The following is a 16,809-nucleotide window of genomic DNA, read 5'->3' on the forward strand; positions in this document are numbered from 1 at the left end:
CGCTGATGGCGCGGCCGACCGACCTCTCGATGCACAACCGGCGCGACCGCCTCGACCCCCTGCCCGAACTCACCGGGCTGAGCGCACGGGCGCCGCTGACCCGCACCGACCTCACCGACGACCCGTCGGCCGGCACCGGCTGGCTCGTCACCGGGCACGACGAGGTGCGTGCCGTCCTGGGCGACACGGAACGGTTCAGCACCCAGCTGCCCGGCACCTCGGGGCGGCCCGCGCAGGTGGGCAACCTCGTGCAGTACGACCCGCCCGACCACACCCGGCTGCGGCAGCTGCTCGCCCCTGAGTTCACCGTCCGCCGGATGCGGGGCCTCGAACCCGCCGTGGACCGGATCGTGGAGGACTGCCTCGACTCCCTGGAGAAGGCCGGGCGGCCCGCCGACTTCATGCGCCACGTCGCCTGGTCCGTGCCGGGCCTGGTGATGTGCGAGCTGTTCGGCGTGCCGCGCGACGACCGGGCCGAGCTGGCCCGGCTGCTCAAGGTGGGCCGCCCCGCGTTCCGCGGTCGACGCGCCCAAGTGACCGCGGGCGGCGCCTACTTGGCGTACATGGGCCGGCTCGTGGCGCGCAAGCGCCGCGACCCCGGCGACGACCTCCTCGGCAGGGTGGTGCGCGAGCACGGCGCGGAGGTCAGCGACGAGGAACTGGTCGGTCTCGGCGCGTTCGTCATGGGCTCGGGCGTCGAGAACGTGGCGGCGATGCTGGGCCTCGGCGTCCTCGCCCTCCTGGAACACCCGGGACAGCTCGAACAGCTCCGCGCACGACCGGAGTTGACCGACCACGCGGTCGAGGAACTCATCCGCTACCTCTCGGTGATCCCGACCGCGACACCCCGCACCGCACGCGAGGACGTGACTCTCGGCGGCCAGGTGATCAAGGCCGGTGACCGGGTGGCCTGTTCGCTGATCGCGGCCAACCGCGGCACACCCGAGGGCACCGCGGACGACCTCGACATCACCCGGGACGCCGCCCCCCACGTGGCGCTCGGCCACGGCATCCACTACTGCATCGGCGCCTCCCTCGTCCGCATGGAACTGCGCAGCGCCTATCCGGCGGTGCTGCGCCGCTTCCCCGCGCTCCGGCTCGCCGTCCCCCCGGACGAGATCCAGTTCCGGCCGCAGGCGCCGTACGGCGTGGAAACACTGCCCGTCACCTGGTAGCCCGTCACTCGGTAGGAGGAGCCATGTCCCAGGCAGCCACGCCCGGCGCGGACACACCGGCCGCGTCCCGGGCGGCCGGTCGCGGTACGGCCGAGCCTCCACTCGCCTACGCGCGCCGCGACCGGTTCGCCCCGGCCGCCGACCTGCGCGACCTCGCCGCCCGCGGTCCCGTCACCCGCGTCGAGGTCGGGCCGGGCACCGACGGCAAGTCCGTCTGGCTGGTCACCGGCTACGCCGAGGTCCGCCAGGTCATGGCCGACCATGTGCGCTTCTCCACCCGCCGCCGCTTCGGGTCGAGGACCGCGACCAGCCGTGACGCCGGGGTGCGGCCCGACCCGATGGTGGGCCAGCTCATGGACTACGACCCACCCGAGCACACCCGGCTGCGGCAGCTCCTCACCCCGGAGTTCACCCTCCGCCGGATCCGCAGACTCCGGCCGCGCATCGACACGATCGTCGGTGCCCGCCTGGACGCCCTGGCCGCGGCCGGCCCGCCCGCCGACCTGGTCCCGACGCTCGCGCTGCCCGTACCCGGCGCCGTGCTCTGCGAGCTCATCGGCGTGCCCCGCGACGACCGCGACGAGTTCCTGCACCGCTGCCACGGCTTCCTCGCCGCCGGCCAGGGCCGCGGCCGGCGCGCCGCGGTGGGGGAACTGCTCTCCCGGTACGTCGCCGCGATGGTGGCACGGCAGCGCCGCGACCCGGACGACGGCTTCCTCGGCATGCTGGTGCGCGAACACGGCGACGAGATCACCGACAAGGAACTGCGCGGCGTATGTGTCCTGTTGGTGCTGGCGAGCCTCGACAACCTCTCCGGCATGCTGGGCCTCGGCACCCTGCTGCTCCTCGAACACCCCGACCAGCTGGCGGCCGTACGCGACGACCCCGGCGCGGTCGACCGCGCGGTCGACGAACTGCTCCGCCACCTCACCGTGCCGCACGCGCCGACTCCCCGCATCGCCCGCACGGACGTCACCGTCGGCGGACAGCTCATCAAGGAGGGCGAGTACGTCCTCTGCTCCCTGCCGATGGCCAACCGGGACCCCGCCCTGCTGCCGGATCCCGACCGCTTCGACATCACCCGCGAGCCCACCGCCCACGTCGCCTTCGGGCACGGCATCCACCACTGCCTGGGCGCGCCCCTCGCCCGCATGCTGCTCGGCGTCTGCTACCCGGCCCTGTTCGGACGCTTCCCGGGGCTCCGGCTCGCCGAGCCCGCGGCCACCGTCCCGTTCAGGGTGCACGCCCTGGCCCACGGCGTGGACCGTCTGCCGGTCACCTGGTGAGAGGAGATGAGTGAGATGAGGGACATCAGCGAGACGGGGACCCGGACGGTGGGGCCGCGCGTCGAGGTCGACCGCAACCGGTGCGTGGCCTCCGGCCAGTGCCTGGCCCATCTCCCCGCCGTCTTCGACCAGTCGGACCGGGACGGCAGGGTCCTGCTCGTCGACCCGGCACCCCGGGCCGGCCTGGTGCCGGCGGTGCGGGCGGCCGCGGACCGCTGCCCGTCCGGCGCGATCACCCTGCACGAGCCCGACCGACCGGGCCACGACCTGGAGGAGGAGTGATGGAGCAAAGCGCCGTGAGTACGACGGAGGCGACCCGGACGGCGGTACGAGACGTCGTGGCGCCCCTGTGGTGCGAGGCCCTGCAGGTGCCCGAAGTGGCCGACGGGGACGACTTCTTCGCACTCGGCGGCCATTCACTGGCGGCCCTGCACGTGATGACCACGGTCGAGCAGACGTACCAGGTGGAACTGGGCGGCGTGCGCGACATCTGGGAGAACCCGACGCTCGGTGAGTTCGTCGCGGCGGTCGCGGCCCTCGTCACCGACCCCGCCGAGTAGGGCGCGGGCATGCGGGCGGAGCACCCACCGGCACTGCTGCCGGCCCTGCGGGAAGGACGGGCCCGCATCGACGTGGCCGGGCAGCGCCTCGAAGGAGACGAACTGACGGGCGCCGTAGGCGCGCTGGCCCGTTCCGTGGCCGGCGCCCGCAGGGTGGCGGTCGTGGCACACCCGAGCGTCGCCACCGTCGTGGCCGTCGCCGGCGTCCTGACCGCCGGGGCCACCGCGGTCCCGCTGCACCCGGCGGCCGGCGCGCACGAACGCGCGCACATCCTGCGCGACTCCGGGGTCGACCTCGTCCTGGACGAGCCCGCCCTCACCGGCCGCGCAGCGCCGCCACCCGAGCCATCCCCCGACGAGACACCCGCGCTCATCCTGTACACGTCCGGCTCCACCGGACCGCCCAAGGGCGTCGTCGTCCCGCGCCGCGCGATCGCCGCGAGCCTCGACGCCCTCGCCGCACTGTGGGAGTGGACCCCGGACGACGTCCTCGCCCATGCCCTGCCGCTGTCCCATGTGCACGGCCTCGTCTTCGGCTCCCTCGGCCCTCTGCGCATCGGCTCCCCGCTCGTACACACCGGCCGCTACCTCACCCCCGTACCGCACGCCACGGTCTACTTCGGAGTGCCGGCCCTGTGGGGGTCCATGGGCGCGGCCGACCTGACACAACTGCGGTCGGCGCGGCTGCTGGTGTCCGGCGCGGACCGCCTGCCCGGCGCGGTCGCCGAGCGCGTACTACGGCACTCCGGGCACCGGATCCTCAACCGGTACGCCATGACGGAGACCCTCGTCATCGCCTCCCCCCGACCGGCGGACCTGCGCACGGACCGGCCGACCGGCTCGGTGGGACTCCCGGTCCCGGGGATGCGGGTGCGGCTGCACAACGAGGACGGGACGGACAGGACGGACAGGGCGGACGGGGCAGGTATCGGCGGTGAGGTCCAGGTGCGTGGCAGCGGGCTGTTCTCCGGCTATCTGGGGCGCGGCCCCGCCGTCGACGACGACGGCTGGTTCGGCACCGGAGACCTCGGCGAGTGGCTGCCGGACGGATCGCTGCGGCTGCTCGGCCGCAAGGACACCGACCTGATCAAGAGCGGCGGCTACCGGATCGGCGCGGGCGAGGTCGAGGACGCGCTCCTCGCCCACCCGGCCGTCGTGGAGGCGGCGGTGATCGGTGTGCCCGACGACCGGCTCGGGCAGCGCGTCGCCGCCTGGATCGTGGCGGACGACCCCGACCGCGCCGGCCTCATCTCGTTCCTTGCCGCCCGCCTCGCCCCGTACAAGCTGCCGCAGGAGATCCACGAGGTGCCGGCCCTGCCGCGCACCGCTCTGGGAAAGGTGTCCAAGAGCCTGCTCGCGGCGGAGTTCCGATCCTGATAAGTCCCCTACCGATCAAGGGAGTTGGCAGATCATGCCGCAGTCCTTCACGCCGCGTTCCTGTACGCCGCCGGCCGCTCACCGTCCGCTGGAGCTGCCGGCACGCGAACCCAAGCCCCGCACCCGCGGGCGCACCATGGTCATCGACCCCGGAGCACCGCTGCGCTGGTTCGAGGACGTCGTCGACAGCGCCGGAGACCTCATCGACCTGGTCAAGTTCGGCTGGGGGACGGCGCTCGTCACCACCGGCATCAAACACAAGACGGAGGTGCTGCGGCAGCACGGCATCTCCTACATGTTCGGCGGCACCCTCTTCGAGAAGTACGTGCTGCGAGGCCGGTTCGAGGACTACCGCGGCCTGTGTCTGGAACACGGATGCGACCGCGTGGAGGTGTCCGACGGCACCATCGACCTCGCCCCGGAAGACAAGAGCCGGTACATCACCCGGCTCGCCGCGGACTTCGAGGTGATCTCCGAAGTGGGGTTCAAGGACCCGCACCGCTCCGAACTGTTCGCGCCGAGCCAGTGGATCGCCGGGATACGGCGCGACCTGGACGCGGGGGCACGCTCGGTGATCCTGGAGGCGCGCGAGAGCGGCACCAGCGGCATCTGCCGGGCCGACGGAGAGCTGCGGTTCGGACTCGTCGAGGACGTGCTCGACGCCGGACTGCCCACCGATCTGCTCATCTTCGAGGCGCCCACGAAAAAACTCCAGACGTATTTCGTGAAACGGGTCGGCGGCGACGTCAATCTCGGCAACATCGCCCTGTCCGACATCATCGCAGTGGAGACACTGCGGCTCGGCCTGCGCGCCGACACGCTGCTGGACACCGAGGAATCCCGAGAATTCGGAGTGACCTCGTGAGGAATTCCGCGGACGCGTTTCACATCGCCGTACCGGCCAACGACCTGGACGCCGCCGCACGGTTCTACAATCGGCTGCTCGGCTGCCCGATCGCCCGCCGCTATGCCGACCGTGTCACATTCGACTTCTTCGGCGACCAACTCGTCTGCCATCACTCACCGGACGAACCCGTCGCGGCCCGACCGCAGCTGTACCCACGGCATTTCGGGGTGACGTTCCGGGCGCCCGCCGACTTCGAGTCGCTGCTGCGTCTGGTCGAGGTACGGAAGGTGCCGGTCTTCCAGGAGGTGCGGTCCCGGTTCCAGGGAACGGTCGAGGAGCACCGCACGCTGGTCCTGATCGACCCGACCGGCAACCTCCTGGAGTTCAAGCACTACACCGACCCGCGGATGATGTACTGACCGCGGTTGATGTTCCGACTTACGGCAGCCGCACCGCCCGCAGCTCCCGCGCGCCGGCCGGCGAGGCACAGCCCGCCAGTCCCAGCGCGTCGCGCAACTCCTCGGCCAGCAGGTCGAGCACCCGCCGTGCACCGGCCTGTCCGCCCGCGGCGAGCCCCCACACCGGAGGCCTCCCCACCAGCACCCCCGAGGCGCCGAGAGCCAGCGCCTTGAGCACGTCCGTGCCGCTGCGGACCCCGCCGTCCATCAGCACCTCGCAGGAGTCCCCGACCGCCTCGGCCACGGTGGGCAGTGCCTCGACAGCGGGCAGTGCGCCGTCGAGCTGGCGTCCGCCGTGGTTGGACACCACCACGGCGTCGACCCCGAGGCGGGCCGCGTGCAGCGCGTCGTCCGGTGCGAGGATCCCCTTCAGGACGATCGGCAGTCGCGTCACCGACCGCACCGCCTCCACGTCCGACCAGGTCAGCCCGGGGGAGAACGCCGCCGCCGTGTGCGCGGCCACCGCGGAACCGTCCCCGGCGCTCCGATGGGCCGCCGACTGCGCGCCGGAGGCCAGATGCGCGGCCCGCACATGGCCGGGCAGCGCGAACCGGTTGCGCACATCGCGCTGGCGACGCCCCATCCACGGCACGTCCACGGTGAGCACCAGCGCCTCGCAGCCCGCGTCCTCGGCACGGCGGGCCAGGTCCAGGGAACGTCCGCGCTCGCGCAGCCAGTACAGCTGGAACCAGACCCGGCCGCCGACCGCCGTCACCTCCTCCACGGGCACGCTGCTCAGCGTCGCGACCGTGAAGGGCACATCCGCGTCCCGTGCGGCTCGTGCGGCGGCCGGCTCCCCGTCGGGGTGCACCAGCCGCTGGTAAGCGACCGGCGCGACCACCACCGGCATCCGCGCGGGTCGCCCGAGCAGCGTCGTGTCCGTGGTGCAGCCGGAGACGTCCCGCAGTACCCGTGGGGTGACGAAGACCCGGTCGAAGGCCGCCCGGTTGGCCGCGAGGGTCAGCTCGCGGCCACTGCCGCCGGCGACGAAGTCCCACACGTCGCGGGGCAGTACGGCCGCCGCGGCCCGCTCGACGTCGTCCAGGTCGCGCAACTCCCGCGGACCGGGCGGTGGTGCGTCGAGGGCGTGGGGCGCCCCCGGAGCCTGCGCCCCGCCCGGCCCGCCCCCGTCAGTGCTCGGCACGCCGCCCCGCCCGCTCCAGCTCCACGGCCTCGTACAGGGCCTTGATGTTGGAGCTGCCGAACGTCCGCGCTCCCCGGCGCTCGATGACCTCGTGGAAGAGGGTGCGGCGCGGGTGCGTGGACGCGGTGAAGACCTGGAAGAGCTGGCCGCCGTGGTCCTCGTCGACCAGGAGGTTCGTCGACCGCAGGTCCTCCAGGGTGTGCGCCTGGAGGCCTATCCGCTCGCCCAGCAGGTCGTAGTACGTCCCCGGAGTGCTGAGGAACGCGATGCCGCGCGCCGAGAGCGCCCGCACCGAGCGGACGGCGTCGTCGCTGGAGAACGCCAGGTGCTGGACGCCCGGACCGTGATGGCTCTTCAGGAACTCGTCGATCTGCCCCGGCTGCGCCTCGGGGTCGGGCTCGATGAGCGTCAGGGTGACCGCCTCCGACACGGCGCTCTGCACGACCTTGGACTCCATCGCCTGGGCGCCGACGACGATGCGCTCTTCGTAGATCTCCCGGAAGCCGAAGGCCTGTTGGTAGAACCGGGACGTGTGGTCGAGCTCGCCCGCGTCGAGGCACACCGCGAGGTGGTCGACGTCCAGGAGCCCCACCTCGCCGCCGGAGGTGTCCGCCGCGCCCGGGACCGGCACGAACCCGGCCGGCAGCCCCGGACCTTCCCCGGAAGCCCGCTCCACGAGGGTGTGCACCACGTCGCCGAACCCCGAGACGGCGGCCGTGACACGCGGCCCGGCGCCCTCGTGCCGGGTGGGCCGGCGCACCGGCTGCGCCCCGCCCTCCACCGCGGCGGCGAAGGCCGCGGACACGTCGGCGGTGCGCAGGGCGAGGTCGGCGACGCCGTCGCCGTGCGTGGCGACGTACGCGGACGCGGGGTGGTGTGCCGAGGTCGCTGCCGTGAGCACCAGGGTCGTCCGCCCCTGGCGCAGGGCGATGCCGCGGTGCTCGGCGAAGGAGCCGGTGCCGACGACCGTGAAGGCATAGCCGTCGACCCAGGCGGACACGGCCCGGTCGAGGTCGTCGACATACAACTCGACGTAATCGATGGCGAGATCGGTCAGTAAATCCGTCATGAGAGTCCTCGTGCGGGGAGAGGGTGCGGATTCGAATTCCTCGGACCGCCGCCCGAATGCGCCACGCGGACTTGGCTGTTCCATTTCCGTGGGCGTCTTTACCGCCGGACGGCGAGGTCGAATACTTCTGATGCGGCCCCGATCGTACGGAGGTCGGCGGAATACCGCATCTGTCAAAATGAAGGACTCAGGTGATGGAAATCCTGAATTCCGAGATCATTCGGGCCGAGTTGCCCGCGACCACCCTGCACGCCTCGCTCGGCGACGCGTCGATGGCGTCCATGAACCTGCTCAACGAGATCGCCGGCACCTACCCGAACGCGATCTCCTTCGCGGCGGGCCGCCCCTACGAGGGCTTCTACGACGTGTCACTGCTCCACGAGTACCTGCGGACCTTCTGTGACCACCTGCGCACCGAACGGGGGATGAGCGAGCCGCAGGTCGCCCGCACGCTCTTCCAGTACGGCGACACCAAGGGGATCATCGGCGACCTCGTGGCGCGCAGCCTCGCCGCGGACGAGGGCATCGAGGCCGACCCGGCGTCCGTCGTCGTCACCGTCGGCTGCCAGGAGGCGATGTTCCTGGTCCTGCGCGCCTTACGGGCGAACGACCGGGACGCGCTGCTCGCGCCGAGCCCGACCTACGTCGGCCTGACCGGGGCCGCGCTCCTCGCCGACCTGCCCGTCCTGCCCGTGCGCACCGGCACGGACGGCATCGACCTCGACGACCTCGCGGGGCGGCTGCACCGGGCACGTGCCGCCGGCCACCGCGTCCGCGCCTGCTACGTCACGCCCGACTTCGCCAACCCGGTCGGCGTGAGCATGTCCCTCGCCGACCGTCACCGGCTCCTCGAACTCGCCGCGGCCGAGGACCTGTTGCTCCTGGAGGACAACGCCTACGGACTGCTGAACGGTGCCGCCGAGCGACCGCCCACGCTGAAAGCACTCGACCGGCACGAACGCGTCGTCTACCTGGGCTCGTTCGCCAAGACCGGGATGCCGGGCGCCCGCGTGGGCTACGTCGTGGCAGGGCAGCGGGTGAGCGGGGCGTCCGGCGACGGCACGCTGCTCGCCGACGAGTTGTCGAAGATCAAGAGCATGCTCACGGTCAACACGGCGCCCATCGCCCAAGCGGTCGTCGGCGGCAAACTGCTCGCCCACGGCTGCAGCATGGCCCGGGCCAACCGCCGGGAGACGGAGGTCTACCGCCGCAACCTGCGGCAGGTCCTCGACGGCCTCGACCGGCGCCTCGGCGGGCACCCCGAGGTCTCCTGGAACGCGCCGACGGGCGGCTTCTTCGTCGTGCTCACCGTCCCGTTCACCGTCGACGACGAGCTGCTCGCCCACGCGGCCCGGCAGCACGGCGTGCTCTTCACACCCATGCACCACTTCTACGGCTCCACCGCCGGGCATCACCAACTGCGCCTGTCCATCAGCACGTTGACGCCCGACCGGATCGAGGAAGGGCTGGACCGGCTGGCCGAGCTGATCGGCGAACGGCTGTCCGGGCGAGAAGGCGCGGGGGAGACCCTCCCGAGTGGTGCGCCGTGACCATCCGCACGCTGGCAGTCGTCGGCACCGGCCTCATCGGCACCTCCGTGGCACTCGCGGCGAGCAGACAGCGCGTGACCGTCTACCTCGCGGACCGGGACGAGTCCGCCCTGCGCGCTGCGGAGGCCCGCGGCGCCGGCCGGTCCGAACCCCCGCCCCACCCCGTCGACCTGGCGGTCCTCGCGGTACCGCCCAGCCAGATCGCCCCGGTCCTGGCACAGGTGCAGTCACAGGGCCTCGCCCGCAGCTACACCGACGTGGCGAGTGTGAAGGCCCTCCCGCAACGCGAGATCCTCGCCACCGCCCCCGACCCGTCCTCCTACGTCGGCGGCCACCCCATGGCGGGCCGCGAGCGCTCGGGCCCCCTCGCGGCCCGCGCGGAGCTGTTCCGGGACCGCCCCTGGGTGCTCACCCCCACGCGGTTCACCACCAAGCCCGCCTTCGACCGCGCCCTCGGACTGATCGCGCTGTGCGGCGGGGTACCCCGTGTGATGCGGGCCCGCGCGCACGACGACGCGGTCGCCCTGACCTCCCACGCACCGCATCTGGTGGCCAGCCTGATGGCGGCGCGGCTGCGGGACGGCCCGGTACCGGCGGCCCGCCTCGCCGGGCAGGGACTGCGCGACGTGACCCGCATCGCGGGCGGTGACTCGCGCCTGTGGGGCGACATCGTGGAGTCCAACGCCGCGGCCGTCGCGGACGTGCTCACCCGGCTCCAGGAGGAACTCGCCGGCGTGCTGGCCGCCCTGTACGACCTCGCCGAGCAGGACGGCGGCCCGGGTCCCGAGACCCGCGGCAAGAGCAGGCACACCCTCGTGGACCTGCTGGAGCGGGGCATCGCCGGGGTGGGTGAGCTGTCCGACGACCGGGCCGACGGCACCGACCACTGACAGGGGACGACGCGGGCCGCGGTTCTGTGGCATGTGCGCGACGGGTGCGCAAGGAGCCTGTATCCGAGGCGTCTGTTGTGTCCGCGCTGTGACCGCCGCCCGCGTAGAACTTGGCCCCATGCCCACTACTCACAAACGAACCGTTTCCACAGTGCTCGCGGTATCCGCGCTGCTCACCGCCGCACTCCTCACCGGCTGTTCCGACGACGGCTCGTCGTCGAACGAGGCCGCGGGCCCCGCCGGCGCCGAGGCCTCACCGACCAGCCCGCAGGACCAGGCCCTGGCCTTCTCGAAATGCATGCGGGACAACGGCGTGGCCGCCTTCCCCGACCCGGAGCCCGGCGGCGGTCTGGCACTCAGCCCGGACAGCGGCATCGACCCCAACTCGGCCGAGTTCCAGCAGGCGTTACAGGCCTGCCGCGACAAGATGCCCCAGGGCGAGGTCGGCGGCGGCGGTGCCGGCGGCGGCGCGCTCGACTCCACGAAGGTCGCCGCCTGGGCGAAGTGCATGCGGGAGAACGGCCTGCCGGACCTGCCCGACCCGGAGATCAACGGCGGCAACATGAGCATCGACTTCGGGGGCAGCGGTATCAACCCCGGCGGCGAGGAGTTCCAGAAGGCGAGGATGGCCTGCCAGGACAAGTGGCCCGGCGGTGGTCTCACCGGCTCGGGCGGTGGCCAGTGACCGCACCCGACGAGACCCGCGAGCGGGAACACGACGCGGACACCGAGGCGCCGCACCCGAACGGTGCCCCCGGCCCCCTGGGCCCCGCGGGCACCGACGGCGCCCCGGACTCCTCGGTGGCGCTGGAACTGCGCAAGCCGGGCGAGGTGTCACCGCCGAACGCCGGGGACCTGGAGGCGAGGCCCACGACCACACCGGACGTGGGCTCCCGCCCCGGGCCCCTCGACACCGCCGTACCGGAAACCGCCCCGGCCCGGACGGACGGCGACGACCCCTCCGCCTCCACGGGTTCCCGACGGCGCCGCCCCCTGCGCATGGCGGGGCTGGTCGTGCTGGCGATCGCGGTGGTCGCCGGAGCCGGGGCGGCGAGCGCCGGGGTCCTCGGCGGCGACGGCGGCGGCACGGACCGGACCGCGCCCGACGCCCCGCCGAACACCACCGAGGTGAAGCGCACGACGCTCACCCGCAGCGAGACCGTGGACGGCACCCTGGGCCACGGCGACGTGTCGGCCGTACAGGCACCGGCCGGCCGGCAGGGCGGCGGGGGAGGAGTCGTCACCTGGGTGCCCGCTGACGGCGATGTCATCGAACGGGGCGATGCCGTCTACCGGGTCGCGGAGGAGAAGGTCCCGCTCCTGTACGGCTCGCTCCCCCTCTACCGGCAGATGGAGGAGGGCACCGAGGGCGCCGACGTGCGGATGCTGGAGAAGAACCTCGCAGCGCTCGGCTACTCGGGCTTCACCGTCGACGACGAGTACACCTCCGGCACCGCCGACGCCGTACGCGACTGGCAGGACGACCTGGGCCGCGAGGAGACCGGCACCGTACGGCCCGGCGACGCCGTGATCGCCGACGGTCCCCGCCGGGTCGCGGACGTGAAGGCGGTGCCCGGGGCGCCGCTCAGCGGTGCCGTGCTGACCTGGACCGGCACCGAGCGCGTCGTCAGCGTCGATCTCGACGCGCAGTACGAGGACCTGGTCCGCAAGGGCACCAAGGCCACGGTCACCCTGCCCGACGACACCACCGTGCAGGCCGAGGTCACCGACATCGGCACCCCGACCACCGGCCAGGACGCCGCCGGGTCCGGCGGAGGCTCGGGCAACGGCGGTTCCGGCGACGCCGACAAGGCCACCCTGCCCGTCGAGTTGAAGGTGGCCGCCCAGAAGGAGCTCGGCCGCTACCAGGCCGCCGCCGTCGACGTCTCCCTGAAGGCGGAGACCCGCGAGAACGTCCTCGTGGTCCCCATCAACGCCCTGGTGGCACGACAGGGCGGAGGCTACGCCGTGGACGTCGTCGGACCCGACGGCGAGGTGCGGCCGACGCGGGTCGAGGTCGGCATGTTCGCCGACAGCATGGTCGAGATCTCCGGCAAGGGCATCGCGGACGGCACGGTCGTGGGGGTGCCCAGGTGACCGTGACCGCGGGCCCGGTGGTCGAACTCGCCGGGGTCTCCAAGACGTACGGCGACGTCCGCGCCCTGAGGGACGCCGACCTCGTCATCCACCGCGGCGAACTGCTCGCCGTCGTGGGCCCGTCCGGCTCCGGCAAGTCCACGATGCTCAACATCATGGGCACCCTCGACAGACCCTCCACCGGCACCGTCCGCATCGACGGACACGACGTGGCCCGCCTCACCGACCGGGAGCTGTCCGCGCTGCGCGCCCAGGCGATCGGGTTCGTCTTCCAGCAGTTCCATCTCGCCCCCGGCGTACCGGCGCTGGACTCCGTCTCGGACGGGCTGCTCTACAGCGGCCGTTCCCGAGCCGAGCGGCGCCGGCTCGCCGAACGCGCCCTGCGCAGGGTGGGGTTGGGGCACCGTCTGCACCATCAGCCGCACCAGCTCTCCGGCGGCGAGAAGCAGCGGGTGGCCATCGCCCGCGCGGTGCTCGGCGATCCACCGCTGCTGCTCGCCGACGAGCCCACCGGCGCGCTCGACTCGCGCTCCGGCGCCGTCGTGCTCGACCTGCTCCACGAACTGCACCGGGCGGGCACCACGGTGGTCGTGATCACCCACGACCGGGACATCGCCGCCGCACTGCCGCGCGAGGTGCGGATCAAGGACGGCGGCATCGAGTACGACACCGCGCGCGGGCGCCCGGACGGGACGCCCGCGACCGCTGTCCTGGAGGAGGCCACGCGATGAGCCTGACGACGGCACGCGCGCCGCAGGGCCCGCCCGACTCCGCCGCACGCCCCCGCCCGAAGCCCGCCCGGCTCGGCCCCGCCGATGTGCTGCGGGTCGGCGGATCCGGACTGCGTTCGAGGCCGCTGCGGGTGTTCCTGTCGGCCCTCGGCATCGCGATCGGCATCGCCGCCATGGTCGGCGTGGTCGGCATCTCCACGTCGAGTACGGAGGACCTCGACCGGCGGCTCGCGGCGCTCGGCACCAATCTGCTCACGGTCACCGCGGGCCAGTCCTTCTCGGGCGGCGCCGCCCATCTGCCCGACGAGGCCGTCGACATGATCGGCAACATCGACGGCGTCACGGCGGTGTCCGCCGTCGGCCGGACCGACGCCAAGGTCTACCGCAACGACCGCGTCCCCAAGCAGGAGACCGGCGGCCTCACCGTGTCCGCGGCCCGCACGGACCTGCCGCGCAGTGCGGGCGTGGAGGTCGTCGACGGCCGCTGGCTGAACGCCGCCAACGCGCGGTATCCCGCCGTCGTCCTCGGCCCCAAGGCCGCCGAGCAGCTCGGGGTGTTCCGGGCCGGCGCCGACACCAGGGTGTGGATCGGCGAGCAGTGGTTCACCGTGGTGGGCCTGCTCGCCCCCAACGACCTGGTGCCCGAGCTGGACTCCGCCGCCCTGGTCGGCTGGCCGGTCGCGGAGGAGCACCTGGGCTTCGACGGCTATCCGACGACCGTCTACACCCGCACCGAGGAGTGGGCCGTGACCGACGTCCAGTCCGTCCTCGGCCCCACCGCCAACCCGGAGAACCCCGGCGAGGCCAATGTGTCGCGGCCCTCGGACGCCCTCGCGGCGAAGGAGGCCACCGACGAGACGCTGAGCGGTCTGCTCCTCGGGCTCGGCGCGGTCGCCCTGCTCGTCGGCGGGGTCGGCGTCGCCAACACGATGGTCATCTCCGTGCTGGAGCGCCGCTCCGAGATCGGCCTGCGCCGCTCCCTCGGCGCGACGCGGGGGCAGATCCGTAGCCAGTTCCTGTGCGAGGCCCTGCTGTTGTCCGCGCTCGGCGGCCTGGGCGGCGTCCTCCTCGGCATCGCCGTCACCTCCGGATACGCCGCCTACCAGGGCTGGCCCTCGGTGGTGCCGACCTGGGCGATGGCGGGCGGCGTCGGGGCGACCCTCGTCATCGGCGGCCTGGCCGGGTTCTACCCCGCCGTCCGCGCCGCCCGGCTGCCGCCCACGGAGGCGCTGGCCACCACCTGACCCCGCGCCCCCGGTACCGCGGTGTCCTCTCCGCCTCCATCCCCCGTCGGCGGCGAGGGCACCGCTCAGCCATGCCCGCGCACCCGCGCCGGCCCGCTCGCGCCCCGCCTGGACAGCCGCCCCTTCCCCTACGCTCACCGCATGGCAGAGCAATCAGCGAAGGCCGGTGACGACGCCCTGTTCCAGCTGCTCGGTCAGCAACGGATCGGCACGCTCGTGACCCTCAAGCGCGACGGCCGCCCCCAGTTGTCGAACGTCGGCTACGCCTACGACCCGGAGGCACGCCTGATCCGGCTCATGGTCACCTACAACCGGGCCAAGACCCGCAACCTGCGCCGCGATCCACGAGCCAGCTTCCTCGTCACCAGCCCCAACGGCTACGCCTACATGATCGCCGAGGGCCAGGCGGAGCTGACGCCCATCACCACGGACCCGCACGACGTGGTCGCCGACGAACTCATCGAGGTCTTCCGCGGATTCCAGGGCGAACACCCCGACTGGAACGGTTTCCGGGCCGCCATGGTCGCCGAACGGCGCCTGGTCGTCAGGCTTCCCGTGGACCGCGTCTACGGGGCGGCCGGCCGCCGCCTGAGCGGCCCCCGCAACACCTCCGCCCCGGCCGGCGGGCTGACGCTCGGCACGGCCTGAGCGGGCTGCCGCCGATACGGAGCGGGGCGCCTCGCAGGCGGCTCAGCGCAGGACCAGCGGCCGTCGTACCCGCGGCGGCAGCGATCCCACCCGGTGATGCCCCTCGACCACCACAGTCGTCCCCGGCGCGATCTCCGTGAACCCGGCGTCCCGCACCAACGGCAGCCCGGCGCCGGTCAGTTCACACCAGCGCCCCGGCTCCGCGGTCCGCACGGCCAGCGGGAACCCCGCCTCGCGCCAGGCCCCCCGCTCCTCGTCCGACAGCTCCCACCAGGCGATCTGTGCCGCGTGCCCCGTCTGCGCCATCGTCTTGCCGGCCGACATGTCGAGTTCCGGATTCACCCAGAGCACGGGCGCCGACGGATCGGCGGCCAAGGGCGGCTCCGGATCGTCCAGCTCGGTCCCCGACACCTGGAGCTTCGCCAACTCCTTGGGCCACCCGTCCAACGGCACGGGCGGAAAGACGCGCACCTCGGCCGACTCACCGGGAACGGTGATCCCCGGCAGCCCTTCCGCCCGCCGCCACTCGGCCCCACGGGCCCGCCGCACGACCTTCCGGATCCGCGCGTCCTCCCAGTCCCGCATGGCCTGAGCCCACTCACCGTCACCGACGGACCGCTCGTCACTGAGCATGACCAGCACGGCGCGGGCGGCGGTCTCCAGCGCGTCCGTCCGGGCGGGGGGAGCGTCCCGCTCGATCCGTACGACGAGGGGCAGTACGAATTGCGGGGCATGATCGCGGTCACCGGATTCGGACCGGAACGGGCTGTCCTGGGTGGTGGGGCTGTCGGAACTCACGGGGGCCAGTCTGCCAGGACGAAGATCTGCGCGAAGATGTGCTCATGCAACGCGATCTTCGTCTGGACAACGTAGGCCGCCGCTACGGCCTACGCGGCCCATGGGTCTTACGAGGCGTCCACCTCACCGTGCCCCCCGGCAAACTCATCCGCATAGAGGGCCCCAACGGCACCGGCAAATCCACCCTCCTGCGCCTCCTGGCCCGCCTGGACGCCCCCTCGGAAGGCCGCATCAGCGGAGCGCCCCGCACCGCCTACGTCCCCGAACGCTTCCCCACCGCCCTCCCCTTCACCGCCCTCGGCTACCTCACCCACCTCGGCACGGTCCACGGTCTGTCCCGGCCGGCGGCCACCCGTGCCGCCCTGGAGTGGCTCGACCGCTTCGGCGCGGCCCCGTACGCCCGGACGCCGATGGCCCAGCTGTCGAAGGGCAGCAGCCAGAAGGTCGCCGTGGCCCAGGCGCTGCTCGCGGACCCGGAGTTGCTCGTCCTGGACGAGGCGTGGACCGGCCTCGACTCGGCCGCCCGCGCGGAACTGGAGCGTGCCGTCGCCGAACGGACCGCCGCCGGCACCGCGGTGGTCTTCGTCGACCACGACCCGCGCCGCCTCGCCGGGGCGCCCGACGCGACGTACACCGTGCACGACGGGGCGCTGAACCTCCGTACCGACCAAGGGACTTCCCCGCCCACCGGCCCGCACACGACCGTCGTCGTCCGGGGCCCGAGCGGCGCGAGCCTGCCCGCCGAGGCGATCCGTATCGCCACGCGAGCGGACGAGACCACCCCCGGCACCCACCGCCTCACCGCACCCGCCTCCCACTCGGACGTACTCCTCCGCGCTCTGCTGACCACCCGCCCGTCCTGGCACGTGGTGAGCGTGAGCCAGGAGACCACCACCCCTTCCGAGCACCCTTCCGAAGCCGAGAGTCGCCGATGA

Annotated in this window: 18 protein-coding genes; 15 read left to right on the top strand and 3 right to left on the bottom strand. The window is 73.1% G+C overall.

The window, feature by feature from the left end:
- Positions 1-5: 5 nt before the first annotated feature.
- Genes BLU79_RS44125 through BLU79_RS44155 form a run of 7 tightly spaced genes read left to right on the top strand, consistent with a single transcriptional unit; the run spans position 6 to position 5,664 of the window.
- Positions 6-1,175, top strand: a complete 1,170-nt coding sequence (locus BLU79_RS44125) for a cytochrome P450 (protein WP_093911699.1) — start codon at positions 6-8, stop codon at positions 1,173-1,175.
- A gap of 23 nt (positions 1,176-1,198) precedes the next feature.
- Positions 1,199-2,461, top strand: coding sequence for a cytochrome P450 (locus tag BLU79_RS44130; RefSeq protein ID WP_093911700.1), 1,263 nt, complete (start codon positions 1,199-1,201; stop codon positions 2,459-2,461).
- A 15-nt stretch (positions 2,462-2,476) separates the two neighbouring features.
- The gene (locus BLU79_RS44135) at positions 2,477-2,743 is read left to right on the top strand and encodes a ferredoxin (RefSeq protein WP_093911701.1); all 267 of its coding nucleotides are present in this window, start codon (positions 2,477-2,479) and stop codon (positions 2,741-2,743) included.
- Entirely contained in the window at positions 2,743-3,021 is a 279-nt protein-coding gene (locus BLU79_RS44140) for a phosphopantetheine-binding protein (protein WP_093911702.1), read from the top strand. The genes BLU79_RS44135 and BLU79_RS44140 overlap by 1 nt, the downstream gene beginning before the upstream one ends.
- Before the next feature lie 9 nt (positions 3,022-3,030).
- The gene (locus BLU79_RS44145; protein WP_093911703.1) at positions 3,031-4,398 is read left to right on the top strand and encodes an AMP-binding protein; all 1,368 of its coding nucleotides are present in this window, start codon (positions 3,031-3,033) and stop codon (positions 4,396-4,398) included.
- Positions 4,399-4,432: 34 nt separating this feature from the next.
- Entirely contained in the window at positions 4,433-5,263 is an 831-nt protein-coding gene (locus BLU79_RS44150) for a phosphosulfolactate synthase (protein ID WP_093911704.1), read from the top strand.
- Positions 5,260-5,664: a VOC family protein gene (locus tag BLU79_RS44155; RefSeq protein WP_093911705.1), complete on the top strand. Its 405-nt coding sequence runs from the start codon at positions 5,260-5,262 to the stop codon at positions 5,662-5,664. Before BLU79_RS44150 ends, BLU79_RS44155 begins: the two co-directional genes overlap by 4 nt.
- A gap of 19 nt (positions 5,665-5,683) precedes the next feature.
- On the opposite strand, the gene BLU79_RS44160 is transcribed toward BLU79_RS44155, so the two are convergent.
- Both BLU79_RS44160 and hppD read right to left on the bottom strand, forming a co-directional pair.
- Complete coding sequence (locus BLU79_RS44160) at positions 5,684-6,847, bottom strand: alpha-hydroxy acid oxidase (RefSeq protein WP_371132067.1); 1,164 nt, start codon at positions 6,845-6,847, stop codon at positions 5,684-5,686.
- Entirely contained in the window at positions 6,834-7,916 is a 1,083-nt protein-coding gene (hppD, locus tag BLU79_RS44165) for a 4-hydroxyphenylpyruvate dioxygenase (RefSeq protein ID WP_093911707.1), read from the bottom strand. The genes BLU79_RS44160 and hppD overlap by 14 nt, the downstream gene beginning before the upstream one ends.
- Positions 7,917-8,110: 194 nt before the next feature.
- On the opposite strand from hppD, the gene BLU79_RS44170 reads away from it, so the two are divergent.
- The 7 genes from BLU79_RS44170 to BLU79_RS44200 all read left to right on the top strand — a co-directional run bounded on the left by BLU79_RS44170 (position 8,111) and on the right by BLU79_RS44200 (position 15,076).
- The gene (locus BLU79_RS44170; RefSeq protein ID WP_093911708.1) at positions 8,111-9,466 is read left to right on the top strand and encodes an aminotransferase-like domain-containing protein; all 1,356 of its coding nucleotides are present in this window, start codon (positions 8,111-8,113) and stop codon (positions 9,464-9,466) included.
- Positions 9,463-10,356 carry a prephenate dehydrogenase gene (locus tag BLU79_RS44175; protein WP_256333714.1) on the top strand — a complete coding sequence of 298 codons (894 nt, stop codon included), beginning with the start codon at positions 9,463-9,465 and terminating at the stop codon, positions 10,354-10,356. The genes BLU79_RS44170 and BLU79_RS44175 overlap by 4 nt, the downstream gene beginning before the upstream one ends.
- A gap of 151 nt (positions 10,357-10,507) precedes the next feature.
- Positions 10,508-11,041, top strand: a complete 534-nt coding sequence (locus BLU79_RS44180) for a hypothetical protein (RefSeq protein WP_256333715.1) — start codon at positions 10,508-10,510, stop codon at positions 11,039-11,041.
- Complete coding sequence (locus BLU79_RS44185; RefSeq protein WP_256333716.1) at positions 11,038-12,453, top strand: peptidoglycan-binding domain-containing protein; 1,416 nt, start codon at positions 11,038-11,040, stop codon at positions 12,451-12,453. The genes BLU79_RS44180 and BLU79_RS44185 overlap by 4 nt, the downstream gene beginning before the upstream one ends.
- Entirely contained in the window at positions 12,450-13,184 is a 735-nt protein-coding gene (locus BLU79_RS44190; protein ID WP_093911709.1) for an ABC transporter ATP-binding protein, read from the top strand. The genes BLU79_RS44185 and BLU79_RS44190 overlap by 4 nt, the downstream gene beginning before the upstream one ends.
- Positions 13,181-14,428 (top strand): ABC transporter permease, encoded by a 1,248-nt coding sequence (locus BLU79_RS44195; RefSeq protein ID WP_093911710.1) that lies wholly within the window; start codon positions 13,181-13,183, stop codon positions 14,426-14,428. The genes BLU79_RS44190 and BLU79_RS44195 overlap by 4 nt, the downstream gene beginning before the upstream one ends.
- A 141-nt stretch (positions 14,429-14,569) precedes the next feature.
- Positions 14,570-15,076, top strand: coding sequence for a PPOX class F420-dependent oxidoreductase (locus BLU79_RS44200; protein WP_093911711.1), 507 nt, complete (start codon positions 14,570-14,572; stop codon positions 15,074-15,076).
- Positions 15,077-15,118: 42 nt separating this feature from the next.
- On the opposite strand, the gene BLU79_RS44205 is transcribed toward BLU79_RS44200, so the two are convergent.
- Complete coding sequence (locus BLU79_RS44205) at positions 15,119-15,874, bottom strand: aminoacyl-tRNA hydrolase (RefSeq protein ID WP_093911712.1); 756 nt, start codon at positions 15,872-15,874, stop codon at positions 15,119-15,121.
- A gap of 44 nt (positions 15,875-15,918) precedes the next feature.
- Here BLU79_RS44205 and BLU79_RS44210 point away from each other — a divergent pair, with 44 nt between their 5' ends.
- A complete protein-coding gene (locus BLU79_RS44210) occupies positions 15,919-16,809 on the top strand; it encodes an ABC transporter ATP-binding protein (RefSeq protein ID WP_093911748.1) in 891 nt (296 codons plus the stop codon).

It is taken from the genome of Streptomyces sp. cf386 (assembly GCF_900103585.1).
GTDB lineage: Bacteria > Actinomycetota > Actinomycetes > Streptomycetales > Streptomycetaceae > Streptomyces.